This is a genomic window from Verrucomicrobiia bacterium, from assembly GCA_035574275.1.
GTDB lineage: Bacteria > Zixibacteria > MSB-5A5 > DSPP01 > DSPP01 > DSPP01.
The window spans coordinates 63,900-86,988 of record DATLYY010000003.1; the positions used below are offsets into that span (position 1 = coordinate 63,900).

Annotated in this window: 27 protein-coding genes; 6 read left to right on the forward strand and 21 right to left on the reverse strand. The window is 55.8% G+C overall.

Annotation, left to right across the window (positions count from 1 at the left end; genetic code table 11):
* The first annotated feature begins 79 nt into the window (after positions 1-79).
* Both VNL73_00510 and arsM read left to right on the forward strand, forming a co-directional pair.
* Complete coding sequence (locus VNL73_00510; GenBank protein ID HXF47890.1) at positions 80-445, forward strand: metalloregulator ArsR/SmtB family transcription factor; 366 nt, start codon at positions 80-82, stop codon at positions 443-445.
* Positions 442-1,230: an arsenite methyltransferase gene (gene arsM, locus VNL73_00515; protein HXF47891.1), complete on the forward strand. Its 789-nt coding sequence runs from the start codon at positions 442-444 to the stop codon at positions 1,228-1,230. Before VNL73_00510 ends, arsM begins: the two co-directional genes overlap by 4 nt.
* Positions 1,231-1,272: 42 nt before the next feature.
* Here the strand turns inward: arsM and VNL73_00520 are convergent, their stop codons facing one another.
* From VNL73_00520 to VNL73_00530, 3 genes are read right to left on the reverse strand one after another with little or no spacing between them, the layout of a single operon-like run.
* Positions 1,273-1,818: a DinB family protein gene (locus VNL73_00520; GenBank protein HXF47892.1), complete on the reverse strand. Its 546-nt coding sequence runs from the start codon at positions 1,816-1,818 to the stop codon at positions 1,273-1,275.
* Position 1,819: 1 nt separating this feature from the next.
* Complete coding sequence (locus VNL73_00525; GenBank protein ID HXF47893.1) at positions 1,820-2,140, reverse strand: DUF2834 domain-containing protein; 321 nt, start codon at positions 2,138-2,140, stop codon at positions 1,820-1,822.
* Positions 2,141-2,168: 28 nt separating this feature from the next.
* A complete protein-coding gene (locus tag VNL73_00530) occupies positions 2,169-3,395 on the reverse strand; it encodes a T9SS type A sorting domain-containing protein (GenBank protein ID HXF47894.1) in 1,227 nt (408 codons plus the stop codon).
* A 123-nt stretch (positions 3,396-3,518) separates the two neighbouring features.
* On the opposite strand from VNL73_00530, the gene VNL73_00535 reads away from it, so the two are divergent.
* Genes VNL73_00535 through VNL73_00545 form a run of 3 tightly spaced genes read left to right on the forward strand, consistent with a single transcriptional unit; the run spans position 3,519 to position 5,105 of the window.
* Positions 3,519-4,049 carry a DinB family protein gene (locus VNL73_00535; GenBank protein HXF47895.1) on the forward strand — a complete coding sequence of 177 codons (531 nt, stop codon included), beginning with the start codon at positions 3,519-3,521 and terminating at the stop codon, positions 4,047-4,049.
* Positions 4,046-4,606: a DNA-3-methyladenine glycosylase I gene (locus VNL73_00540; protein HXF47896.1), complete on the forward strand. Its 561-nt coding sequence runs from the start codon at positions 4,046-4,048 to the stop codon at positions 4,604-4,606. The genes VNL73_00535 and VNL73_00540 overlap by 4 nt, the downstream gene beginning before the upstream one ends.
* Before the next feature lie 13 nt (positions 4,607-4,619).
* The gene (locus tag VNL73_00545; protein HXF47897.1) at positions 4,620-5,105 is read left to right on the forward strand and encodes a GNAT family N-acetyltransferase; all 486 of its coding nucleotides are present in this window, start codon (positions 4,620-4,622) and stop codon (positions 5,103-5,105) included.
* A gap of 57 nt (positions 5,106-5,162) precedes the next feature.
* On the opposite strand, the gene VNL73_00550 is transcribed toward VNL73_00545, so the two are convergent.
* The 18 genes from VNL73_00550 to VNL73_00635 form a co-directional block, all read right to left on the reverse strand.
* A complete protein-coding gene (locus VNL73_00550) occupies positions 5,163-5,363 on the reverse strand; it encodes a cold-shock protein (protein HXF47898.1) in 201 nt (66 codons plus the stop codon).
* Positions 5,364-5,492: 129 nt separating this feature from the next.
* Positions 5,493-5,693, reverse strand: coding sequence for a cold shock domain-containing protein (locus VNL73_00555; GenBank protein ID HXF47899.1), 201 nt, complete (start codon positions 5,691-5,693; stop codon positions 5,493-5,495).
* Between the two features lie 115 nt (positions 5,694-5,808).
* The gene (locus VNL73_00560) at positions 5,809-6,009 is read right to left on the reverse strand and encodes a cold shock domain-containing protein (protein ID HXF47900.1); all 201 of its coding nucleotides are present in this window, start codon (positions 6,007-6,009) and stop codon (positions 5,809-5,811) included.
* Positions 6,010-6,075: 66 nt separating this feature from the next.
* A complete protein-coding gene (locus VNL73_00565) occupies positions 6,076-6,276 on the reverse strand; it encodes a cold-shock protein (protein HXF47901.1) in 201 nt (66 codons plus the stop codon).
* A gap of 290 nt (positions 6,277-6,566) precedes the next feature.
* Entirely contained in the window at positions 6,567-7,148 is a 582-nt protein-coding gene (locus tag VNL73_00570) for an outer membrane beta-barrel protein (protein HXF47902.1), read from the reverse strand.
* A gap of 136 nt (positions 7,149-7,284) precedes the next feature.
* Entirely contained in the window at positions 7,285-7,866 is a 582-nt protein-coding gene (locus VNL73_00575; protein HXF47903.1) for an outer membrane beta-barrel protein, read from the reverse strand.
* A gap of 92 nt (positions 7,867-7,958) precedes the next feature.
* Positions 7,959-8,657 carry a peptidoglycan editing factor PgeF gene (pgeF, locus tag VNL73_00580; protein ID HXF47904.1) on the reverse strand — a complete coding sequence of 233 codons (699 nt, stop codon included), beginning with the start codon at positions 8,655-8,657 and terminating at the stop codon, positions 7,959-7,961.
* Between the two features lie 58 nt (positions 8,658-8,715).
* The gene (locus VNL73_00585; GenBank protein ID HXF47905.1) at positions 8,716-10,863 is read right to left on the reverse strand and encodes a bifunctional (p)ppGpp synthetase/guanosine-3',5'-bis(diphosphate) 3'-pyrophosphohydrolase; all 2,148 of its coding nucleotides are present in this window, start codon (positions 10,861-10,863) and stop codon (positions 8,716-8,718) included.
* A gap of 78 nt (positions 10,864-10,941) precedes the next feature.
* Entirely contained in the window at positions 10,942-11,955 is a 1,014-nt protein-coding gene (locus tag VNL73_00590) for a glycosyltransferase family 9 protein (GenBank protein ID HXF47906.1), read from the reverse strand.
* Between the two features lies 1 nt (position 11,956).
* Positions 11,957-12,733, reverse strand: a complete 777-nt coding sequence (locus VNL73_00595; GenBank protein HXF47907.1) for a glycosyltransferase family 2 protein — start codon at positions 12,731-12,733, stop codon at positions 11,957-11,959.
* Entirely contained in the window at positions 12,726-13,817 is a 1,092-nt protein-coding gene (locus VNL73_00600; GenBank protein ID HXF47908.1) for a glycosyltransferase family 4 protein, read from the reverse strand. The genes VNL73_00595 and VNL73_00600 overlap by 8 nt, the downstream gene beginning before the upstream one ends.
* A complete protein-coding gene (locus tag VNL73_00605) occupies positions 13,789-14,937 on the reverse strand; it encodes a glycosyltransferase family 4 protein (protein ID HXF47909.1) in 1,149 nt (382 codons plus the stop codon). Before VNL73_00605 ends, VNL73_00600 begins: the two co-directional genes overlap by 29 nt.
* Positions 14,937-16,799: an ABC transporter ATP-binding protein gene (locus VNL73_00610; GenBank protein ID HXF47910.1), complete on the reverse strand. Its 1,863-nt coding sequence runs from the start codon at positions 16,797-16,799 to the stop codon at positions 14,937-14,939. The genes VNL73_00605 and VNL73_00610 overlap by 1 nt, the downstream gene beginning before the upstream one ends.
* Positions 16,796-17,869, reverse strand: coding sequence for a glycosyltransferase family 9 protein (locus tag VNL73_00615; protein ID HXF47911.1), 1,074 nt, complete (start codon positions 17,867-17,869; stop codon positions 16,796-16,798). Before VNL73_00615 ends, VNL73_00610 begins: the two co-directional genes overlap by 4 nt.
* Positions 17,856-18,635 (reverse strand): hypothetical protein, encoded by a 780-nt coding sequence (locus VNL73_00620; protein HXF47912.1) that lies wholly within the window; start codon positions 18,633-18,635, stop codon positions 17,856-17,858. The genes VNL73_00615 and VNL73_00620 overlap by 14 nt, the downstream gene beginning before the upstream one ends.
* Entirely contained in the window at positions 18,619-19,260 is a 642-nt protein-coding gene (locus VNL73_00625) for a site-2 protease family protein (protein HXF47913.1), read from the reverse strand. The genes VNL73_00620 and VNL73_00625 overlap by 17 nt, the downstream gene beginning before the upstream one ends.
* Positions 19,261-19,268: 8 nt before the next feature.
* The gene (locus VNL73_00630; protein ID HXF47914.1) at positions 19,269-20,495 is read right to left on the reverse strand and encodes a Glu/Leu/Phe/Val dehydrogenase; all 1,227 of its coding nucleotides are present in this window, start codon (positions 20,493-20,495) and stop codon (positions 19,269-19,271) included.
* A gap of 121 nt (positions 20,496-20,616) precedes the next feature.
* Positions 20,617-21,261, reverse strand: coding sequence for a DNA-3-methyladenine glycosylase (locus VNL73_00635; GenBank protein ID HXF47915.1), 645 nt, complete (start codon positions 21,259-21,261; stop codon positions 20,617-20,619).
* 473 nt (positions 21,262-21,734) lie between these two features.
* Here VNL73_00635 and VNL73_00640 point away from each other — a divergent pair, with 473 nt between their 5' ends.
* A complete protein-coding gene (locus VNL73_00640) occupies positions 21,735-22,982 on the forward strand; it encodes a site-specific DNA-methyltransferase (GenBank protein HXF47916.1) in 1,248 nt (415 codons plus the stop codon).
* The last annotated feature ends 107 nt before the right edge of the window (positions 22,983-23,089 follow it).

Genomic DNA, 23,089 nt, shown 5'->3' on the forward strand with positions numbered 1-23,089 from the left:
CTTGCCGCCAAGCTCAATTTTCTTCTTGACAGCTTAACTCTTTATCGTATATTGACGATTAACGATAATGAAAGAGCAAATGACGCAAAAAAAGGCAAACCCCATACACCCCAAACGCCAAAGCGGACGGGCGGTTCGGACCGAAAACGAAGAGTTGGCCCAATTGGCCAAAGCCCTCGGCCATCCGGCCCGGGCCGCCATTATGCGGCTTCTCTTGACCGGCGGGGAGTGCATCTGCGGCGGCATCGTCGACCGGCTGCCCTTGGCCCAGGCCACCGTATCGCAGCATCTGAAAGTGTTGAAGGAGGCGGGCTGGATTACCGGCGAGGTCGACGGCCCGCGCGTTTGCTACTGCGCCCGCCCCGGAACCCTCCAGCGTTTTCTGGCGCTGGTGCAGGCGCTCGAATTTGGAAGGGAAATGAAAGTCGAAAGGAGTAAATCATGAAAAAGGACATTCAGGACGCGGTGCGGGAGCATTACGGCCGCATTGCCCAAAGCCCGAAGGCGGAGGGTTGCTGCGGGGGTAACGGCTGCGGCTGTGCCACGACCGAGGCCGCGGAAAATCTTGGTTACACGGAGGTGCAACGCGCGGCCATCCCGGCAGGGGCCGATTTGGGCCTGGGCTGCGGCAATCCGCTCGCCCATGCGGCACTGAAGCTGGGCGAAACGGTGCTCGATCTCGGTTCGGGTGGAGGACTGGATGCCTTCCTCGCATCCAAGGAGGTGGGCCCCCCCGGACACGTTATTGGCGTTGATATGACCGCCGCAATGATTTCCCGCGCCCGCTCGATTGCCGCCGAGCACAACTGCGTCAATGTGGAGTTTCGACTCGGCGAAATCGAAAACCTGCCGGTGGCGGACGCTTCGGTGGATGCAGTTATCTCCAACTGCGTCATCAACCTTTCGTCCGATAAGCCGCGGGTGTTTCGGGAGGCGCTGCGCGTTCTCAAACCGGGCGGTCGAATGGTCGTGAGCGACCTGGTGCTTGTTGCCCCGCTGCCCGAGCAGGTGCGAAAATCGGTCGAGGCCTATGTCGGCTGTGTGGCCGGCGCCGCCATGAAGCAGGACTACTTGCAAATGATTGGAGAAGCCGGTTTTGAACGGGTGGAAGTCGTGGAGGAGCGAACCTACGGCGTGGGAACCGACCTCGAAACCGAGATTGAAAAACAAACCGCCAAGGCCGTCCGCTCCATCAAAGTTCGGGCCTTCAAACCGGAATCGTCCAAATAGGCCAGAACGACCGGAAGAATTTGCGGAACCGAATGGCGGCGATTATTCGCCGCCCAGTTTGGCCTTTGTCTTGGAAACCCAGTTCGGCGCGGAGTCTATTTTCTGCCGCAAAAGGAGATTCAACTGCGCGGCGTGGTGCTGCACGTGGCGCATATTGTACATCAATAACTCCGCCACGGTCATATCCCGGTAGGGTATGCCGGCAGACCGGTGCGCCTTATCCTCCGAAAAATCCACCATCAATTTCCCAAATTTTTGCCAGCAATGCGCAAGATAAGACAGGAGCTCCTCTTTCGTATAGACCCGATCCGGCAAAGCTCCTTCCGGATCGAACTCCGAGAGCGTAAAGGGAGCGGGAGGCGAAAACTCGTTTTCTGACGTGGGTGCGGGATAGGTCAAGTAGTAATCGAGAAAGAAAAGAGTGTGGTAAACCAAATACCAGAACCCGACGACGTCGCTTTTTTTCCACATCGGTTTTTCTGAGAAATTTCCCCATACATCATCGGGACAGGCATGGATGGCGTTTTCCATCATATCCATAGCCGCGCCAAATTGATTCCAGATGATGGCCTTCCAGGTTTTATCCATTTTATGATGCCTCCCGCAAACCCGTCCCTTCCCTCGCATACAGGTAGGCAGGCAACGCGCAGGAAAGGCCGATAAAGCAGTTCAAAAGGATAAAGAGGAGCGGATGCGGCCCCTTCCTTCGGCTCCGCTCCAAAAACATAAATAACCAGAAGATTCCCGAGGAAAGCAGCAAATCCGTGGTGAACGCGCTTGCCGCCGGATTGGCGAATACGGCAGCCGTTAATTTGGAGGGGCTGAAACCCTCGCTCAAAAGATGCTGAATGAAAAAGAAATATGGCAAGACCGCCCCGACAACCGCCAGCGCAAGAAATAATTTTTTCATCCCGTTCCTTTCTTTTCCAATAACTTTGCTATTTGATCAAAATCATCTTCCTCGTGGATTCGTACTTCCCGGCACGCAATTGGTAGAAATAAACCCCGCTTGGAAGACCGTCTGCATCAAAACGAACCGAATGTGTTCCGGCTTTCTTGGACCCGGCCACAAGCGTTCGCACCTTTCGCCCCAGAACATCGTAAACTTTCAATTCCACCGGCCCCGATGCGGGCAAGGTGAAAGAAATTGTGGTGGCGGGGTTGAATGGATTGGGGTGGTTTTGACCGAGCTGGAAATCGGTAGGTAGCTGGGACTTCGGCTCCTTCACGTCCGTGCCGACGTCCAAATACCACAGGCCGTCCAGCCGCGCCGCCCACAGCCGGCCTGCGGTCATAACGAGGTCAAAAAGCTCTACAAATTCGTGTGCCTGAATGTTCCAATTTTGGCCGAAGTCATCCGTGTACCAAATGAAATGTTCGAGGTTGAACCGCACCCCGGCATACAGACGGGCGCCGTCGGCCGCGAGGGCCTCGACATCCCGCCCCGGAAGCCCGGCAATGTCTATTTTTTCCCAGTTTTGGGCGTTCAGATCCCCGCGGTAAACGCCGTCATCCGTCCCGGCAAATAGATAGGAACCGAGCGGAAGGGTCTCAAATACGAGCCGCTGGGCCGGCGGGGAGTTCAGGTAAACTTCCGTCCATTGCGCGCCACCCTGCGGACGGACGTAAAAATACAACGCAATGCCAGCCGTGAGATGGTTTCCGCTCGTGCCGATTGAGTTGACCCCGAACACCGAAAGCCCCTCGTTGTAGGCAGACCAAGAAGTTGAACTGGAGAGCCGCCGCACGTACACGCCGCTGCCGCCCGTTCCGGCATAGATGCTGTCACCGAGCACCGCCAAGCCGGTGATGGCGCCGGCCGGCAGCCCGGTGGAATAGGCCTCCCAGCTTTGTCCGCCGTCGCTCGTGCGGAAAACACCATCTTTCCACGTTCCGATATAGAGAAACGCTCCGTGCGCAAAAAGCCGGAACAAATCGTCGGTCAATCCCGGAGGCACGGCGGCCGCCCCCCAGTTGTTTCCGCCGTCCGTGCTTTTGAAGACCGAATCGGCCGTGGCAGCAAAGAGCGTCCCGTTATGCAAAACGATGGAATAAACCAGCGTTGAACCAATTTCGGCTACCTGCACCCAGTTCTGGGACCTTGCGTTGCCGCACCACAGCACCGCCGCCAATAAAACCGCGGCTACCGCCGTTCTCTGCCTCAATACTCCAAATTGCCGCGCCTTCTCTCCCATTCCAACCGCCATTGGTGTTTTATACCCAATGCCCAAAAACTTGTCAACCCGAACCTTGCCAGCCGTCGTACGTAAAGTTATTTTGGGTGTCCGATGGTTGCCCTGACCAAGTGGTTCGAACGAAAATTCAACTTCGATTTTCCCCTCGGGGTTTTCCCCACCATTCTCGAACGCCTGCGCGGCACGCCGGTGCGACTGGAGGAACTCACCCGCTCGATTCCGAAGGACTTCCTGACCGTGCAGGCCGACGGCCGCTGGTCGATTTTGGAAAACGCCGGGCATCTGGATGATTTGGAGGAGCTGCACGAGGGGCGGCTGGATGATTACAAGGCCGGACTGGCAACCCTCCGCCCGGCTGATTTGCAGAATCAGAAAACGCGGGAGGCCAACCACAATTCCACCCCGCTCGAAGCGATTCTTGCTCGTTTCCGAAAAAGCCGCAAACAATTTCTTGATAAGTTAACAACCTTTTCAGACGACGAACTCGCACGTGTCGCCCTGCACCCCCGCTTGAAGCAGCCGATGCGGGTGGTGGATATGTGCTACTTCATGGCCGAGCACGACGACAACCATCTGGCCCGCATTTCCGAAATCGCCCGCGCCTTGCAAGGAAGCAAAAAATGAAAACCCGCTGCCAATGGGCCGACGGCGACCCGTTGTATATAACCTATCACGACACCGAATGGGGCGTGCCTCTGCACGAGGACCAAAAGCTTTTCGAGTTTCTCGTTCTGGAAGGGATGCAGGCCGGGCTTTCCTGGCTCACCATCCTGCGCAAGCGGGAAAACTATCTCGCGGCCTTCGATTACTTCGATCCCGAAAAAGTGGCCCGCTACGATAAGAAGAGAGTGCAAAAGCTGCTTTCCAATCCCGGCATCATCCGCAACCGGCTTAAAATCGAGTCGGCCATCACCAACGCCCAATCCTTTTTGAAGGTGCAGGAGGAATTCGGCAGTTTTGACAAATACATCTGGCGGTTTACGGGCGGGACGGTCAAAAAGAACAAATGGAAGACAATCAAGCAGGTCCCCCCCCAAAGCAAGGAATCGGATGCGATGAGCAAGGATTTAAAACAACGGGGCTTCAAGTTCGTCGGCTCCACCATCTGCTACGCCCACATGCAGGCCACCGGAATGGTGAACGACCATATGGTGCACTGCTTCCGGTATAACGAGCTTTGATTTCCTTCGAAAAGTGACCCCGTTAAAGATTCGTTTTGCCACTCTGAAGGATATTGAGACGCTCGTGACCCATCGCCGCGGGATGTGGTTCGATATGGGCTATAAAAACAAAGCCGAATTGGATGCCGCCGACAAGGTCTATCGCCTTTGGGCCAAACCGCGGTTGAGAAGCGGCGAATTAATCGGCTTTATCGTTGAAGTGAGCGGGCAAACCGCCGGCAGCGGCTGCCTCTGGCTCCAGCCGGTCCAGCCCCGTCCCGGCCGTCCCGGATTCAAAGGGGGCGGCCAACCCTATCTGCTCTCGATGTACACGGAACACCCCTTTCGGGGAAAAGGGGTGGCCACCAAAATCGTGAAGGAGTCCATCCGCTGGGCCAAAGCCAAAGGATTTCCGCGAATGACCCTGCATGCCTCCGATATGGGGCGAAGCGTTTACGAAAAATTGGGGTTCAAGCAGACCTGGGAGATGAAACTCGATCTGAAATCCAAAAACCGTTAACCCCCAAAAATAAAAAACCCCCTCCGGTTTCCCGGAAGGGGTTTTGTTTTTGGGAACCTACGCCTTGACGACGTTGGCGGCCTGCGGCCCCTTGGGGCCTTCGACCACGTCGAAGCGGACGGTCTCGCCTTCGGCCAACGACTTGAAGCCCTTATCGGCGATTGCCGAATAATGCACAAAAACCTCTTTGCCATCATCCATACGGAGAAAACCAAAGCCTTTTGCGTCGTTAAACCACTTAACGGTACCCTGTGCCAGAAAAATCACCACCTTGTTCTGTTTCGTGTTGCCGGGACTCCCGCCCCCCGTTTGTTTGCGGAGGGCGGAAACCCCTTTGGGCAAAATGCCTCTTTCAGTTTCCCCGATCCAATCGGGGAGCTCGGGAGATCATCCCTTGACGACGTTGGCCGCCTGCGGCCCTTTCGGACCCTCGACGACGTCGAAGCGGACGGTCTCCCCTTCCTTTAACGACTTGAAGCCCTTGTCGGCGATTGCCGAGTAGTGCACAAAAACTTCGGTTCCATCCTCCGAACGGAGAAAACCGTACCCTTTTGCGTCGTTAAACCATTTAACGGTGCCTGTTGCCAGAAAAATCACCACCTTGTTCTGTTCCGTTGTTGCTGGGTGTTTCGCTTTTGTTTGTCGATACAAACACCCATTTTGGCGCAATTGCCAGATTCAAACGGCCGTGGCCGTTTGAAAGTTAAGCTTTTACCACGTTGGCGGCCTGCGGCCCCTTGGGGCCTTCCACCACGTCAAAACGGACGGAGTCCCCCTCCTTGAGCGACTTGAAGCCGTCTCCGCTAAGTGCGGAATAGTGGACGAAAACCTCCTTGCCGTCCTCCATCCGGATGAATCCGTATCCCTTTGCGTCGTTGAACCATTTAACACTGCCCTGTGCCAAAGTAATCACCTCGCCTGCTGTTTCATTGTTTCCGTAACCCGCCCTTCTGAAGAAGGACAGGGCTGTTTACGCTTTCACCACGTTGGCGGCCTGCGGTCCCTTGGGGCCTTCCACCACGTCAAAGCGGACGGCATCCCCTTCCTTCAGGGATTTGAACCCCTTGTCCACAATGGCCGTGTAGTGCACGAAGACCTCCTTGCCGTCATCCATGCGGATGAAGCCGAACCCCTTCGCGTCGTTGAACCATTTAACCGTACCCTGTGCCAAAAAATTCACCACCTTTCTTCCGTTTTACGTAAAATGCCTGCGTCTCCCGGGCGTTTTGATTGGATTGTCAACGAGGATTTGCTGCGAGATGCCGGCCCTTTTGGTTTCCCTAAAAAGCAAAATCCCGCCTGCGGGAAGTGCCACTCCCCGTTGCGGGGTCTTCTTTCCTAATCTGTTTCCTCCAAAATCAACTTCCTTACGCCGTTGTAACGATACCACGTGAATCGCTGTTTGTCAAGGAATTTTTTGGGCCGGATCCGGAAATTGGAGTCGGCCCAAAGCCGAATCCCTTACATCTTGAAGGTCAATCCGGCCAGAAGGGTCGGAAACTTGGTCGTTTTGTCCGGCGTCGAAATCCAGGTCCAGCGGTATTCGCCGAAAACCTCAAACGGCATCATCGGCGGCGAGACGGCAAGCCCCAGCATGGCGTGATACGCCGGCTTGGTGGCGTCGTCCGGAATTGGCACCGTGCCGGAGGCGTTGGAAACCGAATAAACCAGCTTGTGCAGTCCCAGCCCGCCGCCAAAATACGGTTTCACCGTGGACATCGGCATACGCACCTTGGCAAAGGCGTTGGCGGAAAAATCGTTGATTCGCAGTTTGTAGCTGCCGTACGTCGGGTCGTTGTACGCCTCCTGCTTCCAGTTGTATTCCAGGGAACCCTCGAGAACGAACGCCGGAATCCGCGAAAAGGCGGTGTGCACGCCGATCATCGTCAGCTTCTTCGGCACGGGAACCCCCGCCGGCGTCCCGCCGATTTGGTAATTGGAAATAAGCCCCCCGCGCACTCCGAACCCGGCCCCCAAAAGAGCCCAGGCCGGAGCGGAAAGCAAAAAGAAAACGGCCAGCATCAGAACTGTTTTGCGAATCATATCCTCTCCTTTGTTGGAAATGTGCTTTGCATCCTTACCAACAATAGTATCGGAAACATCCCATAGTTCCTTAACCGGAAGAACGGGATAAAAAAAGAGGCCGGACGAGCGTCCGGCCCCTTTAGGAATGTATCGATTAAAGCCTCAGCGTCACCCCCGCCAGAAATGTAGGAAATTCCGTTTTCTTGTCTTCCGTGATCACCCAGGTCCAGCGGTACTCGCCGAATATTTCCAAAGGAACCGCCAGCGGGGCAAAGGCCATTCCCGCCATCGCATGGTAGGCCGGCTTGGTCTCATCCTCCGGAATCAAAACCACGCCGGAGGCATTGGAGACGGAGTACGCCAGCCGGTGCAGGCCGATGCCTCCCCCGCCGTACGGCTTTAAGCTCCCGGTCGGCAGCCGCAGCTTGGCAAAGGCGTTGGCCGAGTAATCGTTGATTTTCATTTTATAGGAGCCGAAAATCGGGTCGCTTTGGTTCTCCTCTTTCCAGTTGTACTCCAGCGAGGCCTCCAGCATCAAAAGCGAGGCGGAGGCAAAGTTGGAATGCACCCCCACCATGTTCATCTTCTTGGGGAACTGCGCCCCGGTCGGATTGCCGCCGGTCTGAAAATTCGAGACCAGCCCTCCCCGGACGCCGAACCCTCCTCCCGTAAGCCCCCAGGCGGGAACGGATAACAATCCGGCCGCTCCGATGCCCAAAAGCAGGTTGCGAAACATGAAACCTCCTCTTCCGAAGATGGCCTGCCCGTCAGGGAAAAGACCAACTCCTGTTTGCTTTCTTTATACCGGCAAAATGTCGGGGCGGTTCCTTATTTCAAAGCGAGGCAGGCAAAAATCCGCCCCGCCTTTTTGCCGTCCCGGCGATAGGAGGGAAATTTTTCCGCCGAACAGGCCGTGCAGCGCTCATCCTCAAAAATATTTTCCGCGCGGACGCCGGCTTCTCTTAGCAGTTGCCGGTTGAAGGCCAACAGGTCAATGTGGCGCGGGGAATCCGGACTGCGCGGAAACATAGCCGAGCGCTCCACGTCCACTTCATAACAGCAGGAATGAATCGAGGGCCCAAGCCAGATGCGAAGGTTTTCGACCCGTGAACCGAACAGCACCACTTGGCGTACAACTTCCGGCACGATTCCAAGCAAACTTCCCTTCCATCCGGCATGCGCCCCGGCAATCAATTTTCTGGCCGGGTCAAAGAACAAAACAGGTAAACAATCCGCCACTTGAATGACGAGAAATAAATCCTTTGAATCGGTGATGGCCGCATCCCCGGTTGGAACTTGCATCGGGCGTTCGCCGTTCAGGAATCGGACAACCGTCCCGGAATGCACCTGTTTCAGATAGACCGGCATTTTCGGCTCAAATCCCGCCTGCGCCCAAGCCGTTCTCAAAAACTCGCCCTTGCTTTCCACCGGCTTTTTGGAAACAAAAATTCCCGCCGGTACTTCTGAAGGTTTTCCCAAAACACTAACATGTTCAAAACCCGCCTGCACCGATGAAATCCTCTGCATAAATCGCTTCTTTAGGGGTAGCCCGGAGCCCCTGCTCCGGGGAATATGAAAGAACTATCTACCCCTCCCCTTCCTGCTCGCTCACCCGCTCCACTTCCACCACCCCTTTCACTTTCTTCAGCTCTTTTATGACCCGCGCCAAATGGGCGACGTTTTTCACCTCGACGATCAAATGCCCCGGCGTCGCCCGTCCTATACTCTCCAGCCCTACCGAGCGGAGGTTGGAATCCGCCTTGGCCACGGCGTCCGCCACGTCGCGCAGAATGTTTTTCCGCTCCTCGACAATCAATTTGAGCCGCACCACGAACGCCTGTGTCCCTTCCACGTTCCAGTCCACCTTCAGCGTCCGGTCCCCGTCGGAGAGAAGCCCCGCCGCATTCGGGCAGTCCCGCCGGTGGATGGAAATCCCCCGCCCGCGGGTGATGAAGCCGACAATCGGTTCCCCCGGAATCGGCTGGCAGCAGCGCGCGAGGCGATACATCAAATCCCCGCCGGAAAAACTCCCGCTGATGCTTACCCCCTTCGGTTCCCCTTTCGCCTTTTCGATGATTTTTCGGAAAAGGGACAAATCCGTTTCCGGTTTCCTCTCCGGGACCAGTTTGTGGATGACGGTGAGCAGGGATAAAGTCCCATCCCCCAAGGCGGCAAAAAGCCCCTCTGCCGAGGTGTAGGAAAAAGACATCGCCAAATCCAAAATCTCCGCATCGGTCGGTTTGAGCCGGAGTTTTTTTGCCTCCCGCTCCAGCATCTCCTTCCCCAGCGCAACCGCCTGCTCGTATCCCTTCATTTTGAGATAGTGGCGGATTTTCGAGCGGGCGCGGGAGGTATGCACGATTTTCAGCCAGTCCTGGGTGGGGGTCTGGTGCGGGGAGGTGATGACTTCCACCTCGTCGCCGGACTGCAGGGGCGTCGAAAGCGGCCGCATCACCCCGTTGATGCGCGCCCCCGTGCAGCGGTTTCCCACGTCCGTGTGGATGGCATAGGCAAAATCGAGCGGCGTGGCCCCCCTGGGAAGTTCCCGCAGTTCCCCTTTGGGGGTGAAAACGAATACCTCGTCGGCATACAAATCCAGCTTCAGATATTCCAGAAATTCCGTGGGTGAGGCCATGTCCTTCTGCCATTCGATGATTTCCCTAAGCCACGCCACGTGCTTGTCCCCCTCGTCCGCCGTCTTTTTCCCCTCCTTGTAGAGCCAGTGGGCGGCGATGCCGAACTCCGCCAGCCGGTGCATCTCAAAGGTGCGGATTTGAATCTCCACCGGCCGGTTCAAGGGGCCGATCACGGTGGTGTGCAGGGACTGGTAGCCGTTCGATTTCGGCAGCGCAATGTAGTCGTCAAAGCTTTCCCGTATCGGCGTCCAGAGCTGGTGCACGAGCCCCAGCGCATGGTAGCAGTCCCGGACGGTTTCCACGATGACCCGGATGGCGAACAAATCGTAAATCTCCTCGAACGGTTTTTTGCGCAGCTGCATCTTCCGGAAAATCGAGTCGAAATGCTTCGCCCGCCCCTTGATTTCCGCCTTGATTCCCGCCTTTTCCAGTTGCGCGGAAATCGGGTCGATGACGGATTGGAGGTACGCCTCCCGTTCCTCCCGCCGGGCCTGAACCTTTTCGGAAAGCTCCCGGTACGCCTCCGGATTTAGGTATTTGAACGCCCAGTCCTCCAGTTCCCATTTGAGTTTCCCGATGCCGAACCGGTGCGCCAAAGGGGCGTACACGTCCCGCGTTTCGGTGGCGATGCGTGCGATTCTATCCTTGGGGAGATGCTCCAAAGTCCGCATATTGTGCAAGCGGTCGGCCAGCTTGATGACAATCACCCGGATGTCCTTGGCCATCGATAGAAGCAGCTTGCGGAAATACTCCACCTGCTCCTCTTCCACGCTCTGGAATTTGAATTCTCCCAGCTTGGTGACGCCATCCACCAGCTCGGCGATATCCTCGCCGAAGTCCTGCTTGATTTGCTCCTTGGTCACAGGCGTGTCTTCCAGAACGTCGTGCAGAAGCCCTGCGGCGATGGTGGCGGAGTCCATGTGCAGTTCCGCCAGAACGAACGCCACTTCCAGGCAGTGTTCGATGAACGGGTCGCCTGACTCCCGCTTCTGCCCGGCGTGCGCCCGGTCGCAGAATTCGTACGCCCGCCGCACCAGCGGGATGTCGATGTTGGCGTTGAAGGACTCGACTTTGATGATGAATTCGGCCAGATTCATAGAATTAGCTTCGGCAGTTTGCGCGGCGGTAATACCGGCGGCCGCTCAAATTCAATCTATTACCCGCCCCGAAGGGTGTCAACCTTGGGGGGTGGTTTGTGGATGGGAAACAGGGGTTGCAGTTTTAGAAAGCTCGGCCAAAGCTGCCTGAAAAACATCACCTAATTGGAGAAGCTCCATACAATTTCCCCGGCGGCATGCTCTGGCTTTGCAGTTGCATTCCTCCAGCGGAGGAACAAGCGTTTTGGCCTTTGGCCCGAGCGGCCCCCAGCGCCGCGGTGAATTGACCCGCACGGGGCTGTAGATTCCGACAACCGGCGTGCCAACGAGTGACGCCAGATGCAAGGGGCCTGTGGAGGGAGCGATAACCAATTTGCAGCGGGAATACAAACAGGCCAAATCCCAAATTTCCGTTTTTCCAGCCAGCGATATACCAAGCTCGTCTACACCTTGTAATTCTGGAACCGAACCCGTCCACAAAACCGAAAACCCGTCCTCGGATAATTTCCTGGCCAGCTCAACATAATTTTTCTTCGGCCAGTTTGGCGACGACCCCCCCGAACCGGGATGAACGGCAACCCAGTTTTTAGTTAAATCCAGCCCGAATTTTCTCCAGACCGCCTCCGCCTCTTTTGCATCAATGCCGACGGTCTCGAAATGCAGATTTTTCTCGATGCCCAGCGGCTTCAAAAGCCCAAGTGAATACTCCGCTTCCTGCTTTTCCGCCTTATGCCGGTGCTCGTAGTGTTTGAGGTTGTAAAGAAAACCGTACCCCCGGTACCCCGTCCCCAGGCGCTTCGGCACCCCGGCCAAAAAGGCGGCGACTGCCGTCCCCGGCCGCGGGCGAAAAAAAACGGCCAAATCAAATCCCTCGTTCTTCAGGAAGGAATAGAATTGGGAAAACGCTCCAGTATGGCTGAAAACGTTTTTCCCCGGCAAAAGCCGCACTGCAAGAGGATAAACGCTGGGAGAGACGGCCACCGTGAGCCGCGCGGAGGAAAACGCCTCCTGCAACGCGGAGATGGCCGGAAGCGTAAGGATAAAATCCCCCATCCGGTCATCCCGCACCGCCAGAATCTTTTTTATTTCCATATTACTTTGTAGGGGCGGTTCGTGAACCGCTCCTACCCCGCGACAATTCCCACAGCTTCACATATTTGGAAAAAACGTGAAAGGCCGAGGCCCCGGCCAGAATGAACCCCGCCCGCCCGTCCAGAAATCCCGCCTTCAAAAGATACTGCGAAAAAAACTTCGCCGCCGGGTTGGCCAGAATTTTGAAGAGCGACCCCCGCTCCCCCCGCTCAAAAAGCTCCCGCGCCGAAAGATCCGTGTAGCGGTTCAGCTTCGCCAGATAATGCGAAAAATCCGGGTCGGTGTAATGCAGCAAATCCGCTTCGAGCCGGGCGGAAGGCCCGTCCAGGATGACCGACTCGTGCACCGGCGCCGGGGTGAACTTTCCTTTATCCTTTTTGAACAGCCGCAAAACCCAGTCCGGATACCACCCCCCGTGCGTAACGAACCGGTCCAGAAAAAACGCCTTCCGCTTGAAAAAGTACCCCGCCGTGCCGTTGTCGGTGGTCAATCGTAACGCGATTTCCTCTTTAAGCTCCGGGGTGACAACTTCATCCGCATCGATGGACAAAACCCACTCCCCGGTTGCCAGCTCCACCCCCTTCTGCTTCTGTTTTCCAAACCCCTCCCACGGCAGTTGAAAAACCTTCGCTCCGAATTTTTTGGCAATTTCCACCGTCCCGTCCGTGCTCCCCGAATCCAAAATCAGAATCTCATTCGCCCAGCGGACAGCCCCCAAACACCGCGGCAGATTCCGTTCCTCGTTTTTGGTCAGGATGACCGCTGAAATCTTAGGCATTCTTCACCAGCTTTTGCAAAACCGACTCCATTTTGCCGGTCAGCTTTTCCAAATCAAAATCCGCCTCCACCTTGCCCCGCGCCCCCTTCCCCATCTCTGGGTAACGGTTTGCCTGCGCGAGCGCCCGCTTGAAGGCGGAGGCAAAACTTTCAAAATCACCCGGCTCAAAAAGCCAGCCGCATTGCTCGTCCACAAGTTCCGGCAGAATCCCCACGCGCGAAGCCAGAACCGGTTTTCCGGTCGCCATAAATTCGAGCGCCACCCGCGCCGCGGCCTCCGAACCGGTGGAAGCCACCACCCCGAAATCGCAAGCCGCGATCAAACCTCGAATATCCGGCGCATCGGAAAGAATCTCAATCTCCTCCCCCAGCCCCGATTCCTCCTTCCACTTCTGCAAGTCGGATGCTTTCAGCTCCGCTTCGAACCCCGCCACGGTCAGCCGGAACGGGGTTTTGATTTCCGGTTTCAGCTTTCCCAATGCTTGAAACAAAAACCGATGCCCCTTCACCGGCGAAAACCGCCCCAACTGCAAAATCCGCAGGGCCCGTCCGGCTGTCGAAGCGGCCGGCGAAACAGGATAATCCGCCGTTTTTATCCCGAATGGGATCTGCACCACCCTTGCTTCCGGCACGCTCAGCTCCTCGACGTACTGTTTCCGCTGCACGCCGTTCCCCACGATGAAGAGCGCCGTCCGTTTGACCAGCCAGCGCGCCGCAAAATGCCGGTTGGGAATCAAAGGTGAATGCGAGCGCACCCGCACCAATGGAATGTTTGCCTTGCGCAACGCCCATCCCCACGCCGTGTGGTCCGGCCCCCAATGTGCCAGCACAACTTCCGGTTGGAATTTTTCAAGCACTCCCTTTAACCTGGACAAGTTCCGCAGAAACGCAAGTTTTCTTTCCGATAAGTCAATCCCCTCCACCGCTTGCAATCCCAACTCCTGCGCTCGCCGATGCGTCCGGCTTTCCGGGACGGTCAAAAAGGAAACCGCGTGTCCCCGGTCCTGCAAAGCCCGGCTGTATCCCAGCGCGTATTCGCTGCCGGCGCTCCGCCCCTCAAGCGCGACCGACTGTAGAATCCGCATTCACGATTTCCAAAAACCCTGTAATCATGCGCTCTTGCGAAAATCGCTCTTTCACCGTCCGCCTCGCCGCGCCCCCCAGCCGTTCCCTTCTATTAACGTCTTGAGCCAGCGCGACGATGGCCGATTCCCAAGCTTCTGGATTATCGGACGGAAGCAGAATCCCGTCCTCCCCGTCCGTCAAAATCTCCAAGGGCCCGCCGGAGGCGGAGGCCAGTACCGGCTTGCCCAGGGCCATCCCCTCCAGAACCACGTAGCCGAACGGCTCCTTTTCCGAGGGGAGACAAACAACATCCACCCCGGCCATAAAAGAAGTCACGTCCGTTTGGAAACCGGTGAAGGTGACGTGGTCCGCCAAGCCCCGCTCGCGGGCCTCCTTTTCGAAAAGTTCGCTTTTATCCCCCTTGCCGACCACCCAAAGATGGAAACCCGAGCCGGACTTCCGGGCTTGCTCAAGCGCGCAGAAAAGCAGCAAATGCCCTTTCCCTTCCACCAATCGGGAAAAAATCCCCAAAAAAAGCTTGTCGGGAGGAATTTTGTACCGTTCCGCCAGCGTTCGGCGCGCCGAAGCAGTATCGGCTTCAGGAATTTCAACCCCCGCGGGCAGGACCGAAATCCGGTCCGCAACCTGCGGCACGCGCGAAAGAACCTCCGTTTTGATGAATTCCGAAACCGCCACGAGCCGGATTTTCCCGTTTTTCAAAAGCCAGCGGTACTCCCGGTTGTTCTCCGGATAGCAAACGCCGAGATACCAGAAAAGTTTCGAGTCCGTCCGTAAAAGGGTCATGAGCCGGAGCAGCTTCAAATCCCGCGGTGCCATTGCCAAAAAAACGTCCCGTCCGGTGCGGGGAAACAATTTCAAAAGCGGCAGGGGGTCGTAGTCAAAGTTTGCATGGAACGGAACGCTGGCCATCCCCGCCGCTTCCGCCCGCCGTAAAAGCTCCTTCCCCGGCCGCCCGTACACCCGCACGTCATAACCTCTTTCCCGCAGGCCAGAGGCCAAATCAAAGGTGAAACGCTCCCCGCCCCCCCAAAATTTGATGGTGTTGATGAGGTGAAACCGCCGCGGCGCACTTTCGGCCGCCTCCCGCTTCTCCTCCGGTTCAACCATCACCGGCTCCATTACACCCCCACTTCTTTGAGCGCACTGAAGTACTGGGCCTCAAAAAGCCGCCGGTATACCCCGTTTTGCGCCAATAATTCTTCATGCCGTCCCATCTCCACTACCCGCCCCCCCTCCATCACCAAAATCAAATCCGCCTGCTGCACGGTGGAAAGCCGGTGGGCGATGACGAAAGTCGTCCGTCCCGGCAGGATTTGAGCGAGCGCCTCCTGCACGAGCCGTTCCGATTCGGAATCCAGCGAGCTGGTCGCCTCGTCCAAGATCAAAACCGGTGGATTGCGCAAAATAACCCGCGCCAAAGCCATCCGCTGCCGCTCCCCGCCGGAAAGCCGCATTCCCCGGTCGCCGACCAACGTGTCGTACCCCTCCGGCATTTTCTCAATGAAGTCCGCCGCGTTCGCCAGCCGGGCCGCTTCCTGGATGGCGCCAAGCGGAACGTTTTCCAGCCCGTAGGCGATGTTGTAGCGCGCACTTTCGTTGAACAAAATCACCTCCTGCGGGACGATGCCGAAAAGGGCGCGCAAGTCGGCCAGCCGGATTTTTTTCAAATCAACGCCGTCGAGCATTATTCGTCCGCCTTCCGGGTCGTGAAAACGGGCCAGCAAATCAAGAAAGGTGGATTTTCCTGCGCCGGAGGGACCGACCAGCGCAACCAGCTTCTTGGCCGGGATTTTAAGCGAGATATCGTGCAGCACTTCCTTTTCCGGTACGTAGGAAAAGCGCACCCGCTCGAACTCAATTCCTTGCTCGACGGTCTTTTTGCCGACCGGATGAGGATCCTCCTTTATCAAGGGAGTGGTGTCCAGAATTTCAAAAACCCGCCCCAGGGCCGCCTCCCCCTCTTTCAGCTTCCCCTGCACGATTCCCAGACTTTTCACCGGCGCAATCAGGGAAAAAAGGGAAAATAAATAGAGGGCAAAATCCTCCGGCGCCAGTCCCCGGCCGGACAAAACGTCGCTCCCCCCAACCCAGAGGACCAAAACGATGACACCGATCCCCAGCATTTCGCTGGCCGGATGGGCCAAAAAGCGCACCCGCGCCAGCTTGAGCATCGCCCGGAAATACCGCTCGGAAATGCTCAAAAACCGGTTGGTCTCGAAACGCTCCGTGCCGAATGCTTTCACCACCCGCGCCCCGCCCACGGTTTCCTGCAAGGCCGAGCTCATCTCCCCCATCCGCTCCTGCGTCCGCTCTGCGTAGCGCTTGAGGTATTCCCCCAGCTTTTTTACCAGAAGTGCCGAAAGCGGAATCAAAACCATCCCCAAGAGCGTAAGCTTGACGGAAATGGTGAAAAGAAAAACGAGAAAGAAAACGACCAAAAGCGGTTCCTTGACGAGCCGCGAAAAGCAGACGTCCAACGTGTCGGACAAAAGCGCCACGTCGTTGGTCACCCGCGAAATCAAATGCCCCGTTTTGGAGCGGAAGAAAAAGGATAGTGATAACGCCTGGTAATGGGCGAAAAGCTCGTTGCGCAGATTCCGTACCACCCCCTGCTGTACGCGGGCGAGCAGATACCCCTGCAGGTAATAAAAAAGATTTTTAAAAAAGGCGAAAACAACGACCAATAGGCAGATGATTCCCAAAGCGCGCGTCTTGCTCCCGGCCAGGAGTTGGTGTTCCAACGTGTATTTCAACTGCTCGTTCCAGTTTTTAAGCTGCCCCATGGTCCCGGCTACTTCGGGAACGGATGGTTCCAGCGAGGGGAGAGTACCGCCGGAAACGAAAAGCGTCTTTACCAAGGGCCCCAAAAGCCAGACCAGCCCGGCCGAAAAGAAGGCGAAGAGAACGGTGAAAAACATTGAAAGGAAAAGCGGCTTGAAAAACGGCCGCAGGTGAGGCCAAAGCCGCAAGTAGAGTTTCATTTCCCCCGCGCGCCAACGGCCGCCCGCCGGGCCGGCTTTTCTTCCAGCATCTCCATCGCCGCTTCCGCCACCCGCTCCGGGCTTAAGGCCGCTTTGGTCTCAACAAGAATGCTTTTTCGCTCCCCCATCGGGAGAAACCGCACCGGGTCGGAGCTAAAGTAAACCCCCAGAACCGCTACGTTTAATGCCGAAGCGAGATGCAAAGGCCCGGAGTCAACGGATGCGAACAAATTCAATCCGGAAAGCAAGGCGGAAAACTCCCGTATCGGCCTGGGAGTCACCGGTGTAATCCCCGGAACGCCGGTACTGCTCATCTCCTTTCCATCCGGCCCGTAAAACAAATAAATCGAACAGCCCCAACCGGTCAATTTTTCCGCGACATCCAACCACTTTTCGGCTTCCCACTTTTTCCCCCCCCGTCCGCCAAGAAAAACACCGACTTTAGGAGAAGTGCTCTGGCCGTAAAACTCCTCGGCCTTTTTTCTTTCTTCGGCGGTCAGATTCAACACCCTCCCGAATTCCGCCTTACCCGGAGAAACCTTTTCCAAAAGTTTTAAGAATTGCTCCCACAAGGCGGAATCCCTCTCCGGCTCGAAAAGCAGATTATCAAACGACTCTGCATATCTGCTCCGGTAGGCAATGCGCACCGGTGTGCGCGCAAGCCCGCATAGAAAACTGTTGGTGAATGAGGGGGACTGCGGGCTGGATAGGTCAAAACACCAATCGAACTTTTTGGCCGAAAGCCGGCTCATCAAATCCAAAACATAGAGCGGATTTCGTGCTTTCCTCTTGTTGAAAGACAACACTTCATATCCGCTTTCGTTTTTCAAAAGCTCCGCAAACTGCGCCGAAACCAAAAAGCTAATCTCCGCTTGCGGAAATTTCCGCCCTAAAGCCGAAACGAACGGCAGTGAGAAAACCAGATTTCCCAGTCGCGCATCCGCCCGCACAACCAAAATCCGTTTCGGGTTTTTCAGCCGTTCCGGAATGGAAGCGAGTTTTTCGCTTCCGAAAAACAACCGGAAAAACCCCAGCCCCAAATTCTTCAGTGCCCGTTCAACGCTCTTCATTTATCTCTATTTTCTCCAGTTGGATGGCGTCGCCGGGGATTTTGAAATTTTTCTTGGAAGCCGGGATTTCGGCGTTGACGACCATGCGCTCCACCTCAAACTTGGCTTTGGCCTCCTGCATAAAGTACTCCCACTCCAGCCGCCGCACCAAGGGTATCTCCGGGGGTTTGTGGCTCATCTCCGCTTCCGCCCGGACCGAAAGCAGCCCGTGTTTCCAGTTCATGCCCGAAAGCCACCCGCGCCGGTTGAATATAAACTCCCTTTCCCAGCTTCCCAAGCGGTCGCCACAAACCCAATTCCCTTCCTTCCACTCCGGAACAAGCGAATCGGTTCTGGCCAAGAAAGCCCGCCGCGACAGGATTCCGAAAATCAGACTGTCCACGTCCAAAGTTTGGCTTTTTATACCCAGAAGAAAATCTTCCCAGCTCCCTTTGTAGTAGCTCTTCTCGCGGGGAAAATAAACCAAAAAACTCTCCCCCAAAACCCATCGCCCGCGAAGCGAGCCCTTGCCAAAAAGCCCCGGACTGAAGAGAATCACGGTATCCCCGGCCAGCCAGTACACTTCCAAACTGCCGGAGCCCTTCCCCTTCGGCCCACGGGCGGCAAAGCGCACCAAATAGGCGGCGTTTTTGGCCGACTGAATCTCCTTTTTCCATTTTTTGTTGGAAGAAAAAACTTTTTTCTCGAGCGAAGCGCGGTCCAGCCCCGCCGCGCAGGAGCAAACAAGAAGCCCCGCCGCCGGCAAAAGCTTAAAAAAAGATGGCACCTAAAAACCGGACGGTGAATTCCACCAGCGGGCCGACCAGAAAACTGATGATTTTAAACGGCGTGAAGGCGTTCAGAAGTATCAGCCCCAAAAGCAGAATCGGCCCCATCCGCTCCAGATTGTGGTAGATGTAATCCTTGGACGGGGGGAGAAAACCGTACAGGATTTTGGAGCCGTCCAAAGGGGGCACCGGAATCAAATTGAAAAACGCCAGCGACAGATTGATGTAAATGAAATAGGTCAAAAGCTGAAAAATTCCCTCCTGAAAATTTCCTGGCGCCGCGGCCCCCGCCACGCGCAAGGCGGCGAACGAGCAGATGGCGATGATGACGTTAATCGTCGGTCCGGCGACGGCGATGAGAGGAATATCCCGCTTTAAATGCCGCAAATTGCGCGGGTCGAACGGCACCGGCTTGGCCCAGCCGAAGCGGAAGCCGGACATCACCAGAACCAAAAGCCCGTAGATGTCCAAGTGGACGAGCGGGTTGAAGGAGAGCCGCCCCAGATATTTCGCGGTGGGATCCCCCAGCCGGTTGGCCATCCAGGCGTGGGCGTATTCGTGAAAGGTTAAAGCGAAGATTAGGGCTGGAGCAAGAAGAATGTAATCACGGACTCCCAGCTCCATGGGAGGCCTTAGGCGTAGATGCCGCGCATCACCATCGCATCCCAGACCCGTTTGATGGAAAGCATGAAGGCGGCGATGCGCATGTTCACTTTATGCTCCAGCGACAATTTCAAAACCTCGGCGAACGAGCGCCGCATGATCAAATCCAGCCGGGCGTTCACCTCGTTCTCCTCCCAAAAATACCCCATCCGGTCCTGCACCCATTCAAAGTAGGAGACGGTGACCCCCCCCGCGTTGCAGAGGATGTCCGGGATGATGAAAACCCCCCGCTTGTCCAGAATGATGTCCGCCGCCGGCGTGGTCGGCCCGTTGGCCCCCTCCGCCAGTATCTTGCAGCGGATTTCGTGGGCGTTCTCCTCGGTGATTTGATTCTCCAAGGCCGCCGGAATCAAAACGTCACACTCCAGTTTGAGCAGTTCCTCGTTGGTGATGGGGCGGCTCCCGGGAAAGCGCGCCACCGTCTTGTTGGGGGATTTTCTTACGTAGTCCAAAAGCTTCGGCATGTCCAGTCCCGCCGGATTATACACCCCGCCGTGCACGTCGGTCACGGCGATGATTTTCGAGCCCTCCTTCGCCAGCAAATCGGCGGCCACCGAGCCGACGTTGCCGAACCCCTGCACCACCACCTTGGCCCCGCGCGAAGAAAGCTTCAAATGCTTGGCCGCTTCCTGAACGCAGAACAGAACCCCGCGACCCGTGGCTTCCCGCCGTCCCCGCGAACCCCCCAGCTCAATCGGCTTGCCGGTGACCACGGAGGTGACGGTGTGGCGCATATGCATGCTGTAGGTGTCCATAATCCAGGCCATCGTCTGCGAGTCGGTGTTCACGTCCGGCGCCGGAACGTCCTTCTCCGGTCCGATTTCATCCATCAAATCCGCCGTGTAGCGCCGCGTCAGCCGCTCCAGCTCCCCGCGCGACATCTTTTCCGGGTCGCACGCCACCCCCCCCTTGGCCCCGCCGAAGGGAATGCCGACCACCGCGCATTTCCAGGTCATCCAGGCCGCCAGGGCCTGCACTTCGTCCAGGGTGACGTCCGGGTGGAACCGGATCCCCCCCTTGGCCGGGCCCCGCATAATCGAATGCTGAACCCGGTAGCCGGTGAACATCTTGAACGTCCCGTTGTCCATCTGCACGGGGAGTTGCACGATGACGGAACGCCGCGGCAGTTTGATTAAATCGACGTAGCGCGGGTCGATGGAAAGCCTTCGTGCCGCCTCGTCGAACTGCGTCATCATGTTCTTGAAGGAACTGATGTGCAGATCGTCGCTTTTCAGCCGCTTGTGGTTGTTCGCCGGCTTTGCGTTGCCGGAGGAAGCCGCCGTGCGGCTTCTGTGGGAAACTTTGGGACTCGTAGGGCTACCTTTTCTTGCCGTCTTTGGAAACGCCGGGGCTTTTGGGGACGTAGAACCGCCAGGGTTTTTCCTTCCCGGCCGCTATCCCGATGCGGGCCGACTGGGTGATGGCCGGGCGCTTCTCCCCGCGGTCCTCCACCCAGATGCGGGTACCGGTCAACTCCAAGCCGTAAAAGCTTTTGTCGATGCCGAACGCCTGGCAGATTTTTCCCGGGCCGTTGGCCAGACCGGAAACCGAGCGGCTATCCCGCCTCCGTTTCATTTCCTCGATACCTTCGACCGGTTCCACGCCGCGGATTAAAACCGCCGCCGGGAACCCCTCCTGTTCGGTGACAAAGTTCAAACAGTGATACATTCCGTAGATGAAATAGACGTAGGCGAACCCCCCCGGCCCGTACATTATATGGTTGCGGTCGGTAAGCCCCACGGCCGCGTGGCAGGCGGGATCATCCTCTCCCACATACGCTTCGGTCTCAACGATTTTGCCTGAAAGGATGCGGTTGGGGTGCCGGACGACCAGGTATTTTCCCAATAGTTCCTTGGCCACCACCAGAGTCGGTTTTTCGTAGAACGCCTTGGAAAGTTTGGCCTTCCACTGTCCCTCCGGACGGGGGCGACTGGTTTCACTAAGGGTTAGTATATCAGCCATCCCGTTCGGCATCGATAATACGCTATTTTTTTCACAAAGTCAACATCCGAAAACCACCCGCTTTTGTCTTTCGCCCCTGTAGGGGCGGGTATTTCAGGTCGACAAAGGCGACCCAACCCGCCCGTCCTTGTCTTTCGTTTCCGTAGAGGCACGGCGTGACGTGCCTTTCTGTCCCCCTGTATTTAAGGGGGACGAGGCGCACCGCGCCGGAGGGGGTGATTCTTTCCCGCAACGCCATGGGCAATCTCTCCAAGAAGTTCAAGAATATTGTAAAATTGTAATGTATTTGTAGGGGCGGGCCTTGTGTCTGCCCGTCTTTCTGTCTTAAGGGGGACTATAGGGGGTTGCCTTCGTAGGGGCTGGCCTCCGTGCCTGCCCGTTTTTGCCTTTGCATTTGTAGGGGCGAATCTTGTGTCCGCCTTCTTTGCCCTTTACCAATTCCGTCAAACTTCGTTTATTAGGCAACCAAACCTATGAGCAAGCGCCTTGAACTCGTTTGGCCCAATAAGGAAAAAGTCCTTCTGCGCTTAGAGGAAAACGGTAAACCCGTTTGGGGCACAAAAGCCGACTTGGAATCCCGGCTTTTGGTCCAACTGGAAAAAATTGGAAAGGTAAACCCCGATAACCTCGATAACCTCTATGAACAAAGCGACAACCTTCTCATAAAAGGGGATAACCTTCTTGCTTTGAAGGCATTGGAGCGTCATTTTGCTGGACAAATTAAATGTATCTACATAGATCCTCCGTTCAATACTGGTGGAGCTTTTGAACATTACGATGATGGCCTGGAGCATACCATTTGGTTATCCATGATGAAGTGTAGGTTAGAACTTCTTTGGAAGTTACTTAAAGATGATGGGGCAATTTTTGTAGAAATCGATGACGATATGATGGCACATTTAAAAGTTATTATGGATGAAATATTCGGACGGTCAAACTTCTTATGTACAATTATCTGGCAAAAAGCATTTGCCCCCGTGAATCTCAGAAAAGGATTCTCTGACAATCACGATTTTATTTTGGGGTACGCGAAAAAAAATGACCAATTCAAGTTAAACCCTCTTCCGCGCACAGAGAAACAAGGTAAAAGATATAGTAATCCAGATAATGACCCACGCGGTGATTGGACAAGCAGCGACTTTTCTGTCGGGCCGGTTGTTCCAGAAAAGGTTTATCCAATCAAAACTCCATCTGGAAGAACAATACTTCCAACAAAAGGTAGATGCTGGGTTGTAACAAAAGAAAGATACAAAGAATTACTTAAAGATAATAGAATATGGTTTGGTAAAACAGGCAACAATGTTCCCCGACAAAAGAAATTTCTATCGGAAGTTAATGAGGGCGTAGTCCCAATGACTATTTGGCTACGAGATGAGGTAGGAGATAATCAGGAAGGTAAACGAGAAATTAAGGAGATATTCAAAACCGAAGGTCAAGTCTTCTCGACTCCCAAACCCGAACGTCTAATCAAGCGTATTATTGAACTTTCCACTAAACCGGGAGAATGGGTGTTGGATTCCTTTCTCGGAAGTGGTACAACAGCTGCCGTCACTCACAAATTAAACCGCAAGTGGATAGGCATTGAAATAGGAGAGCATGCAGAAACCCTTTGTTTACCTCGATTAAAACGAGTCGTTACAGGAAAAGATGAAACCGGCATTAGCGAAGAGGTAAATTGGAAAGGTGGTATACTGCTCCCCATTAGTGACAGGGTAGGATGAATGGAGTAGATTGTGGCTGAATTCACAAGGAGGATTCAGCGATGCGGAAGCGGGTCTTTGATGGCAAGACCAAAGCGAAAGTAGTTTTGGAGGGGTTGCGGGGGCGT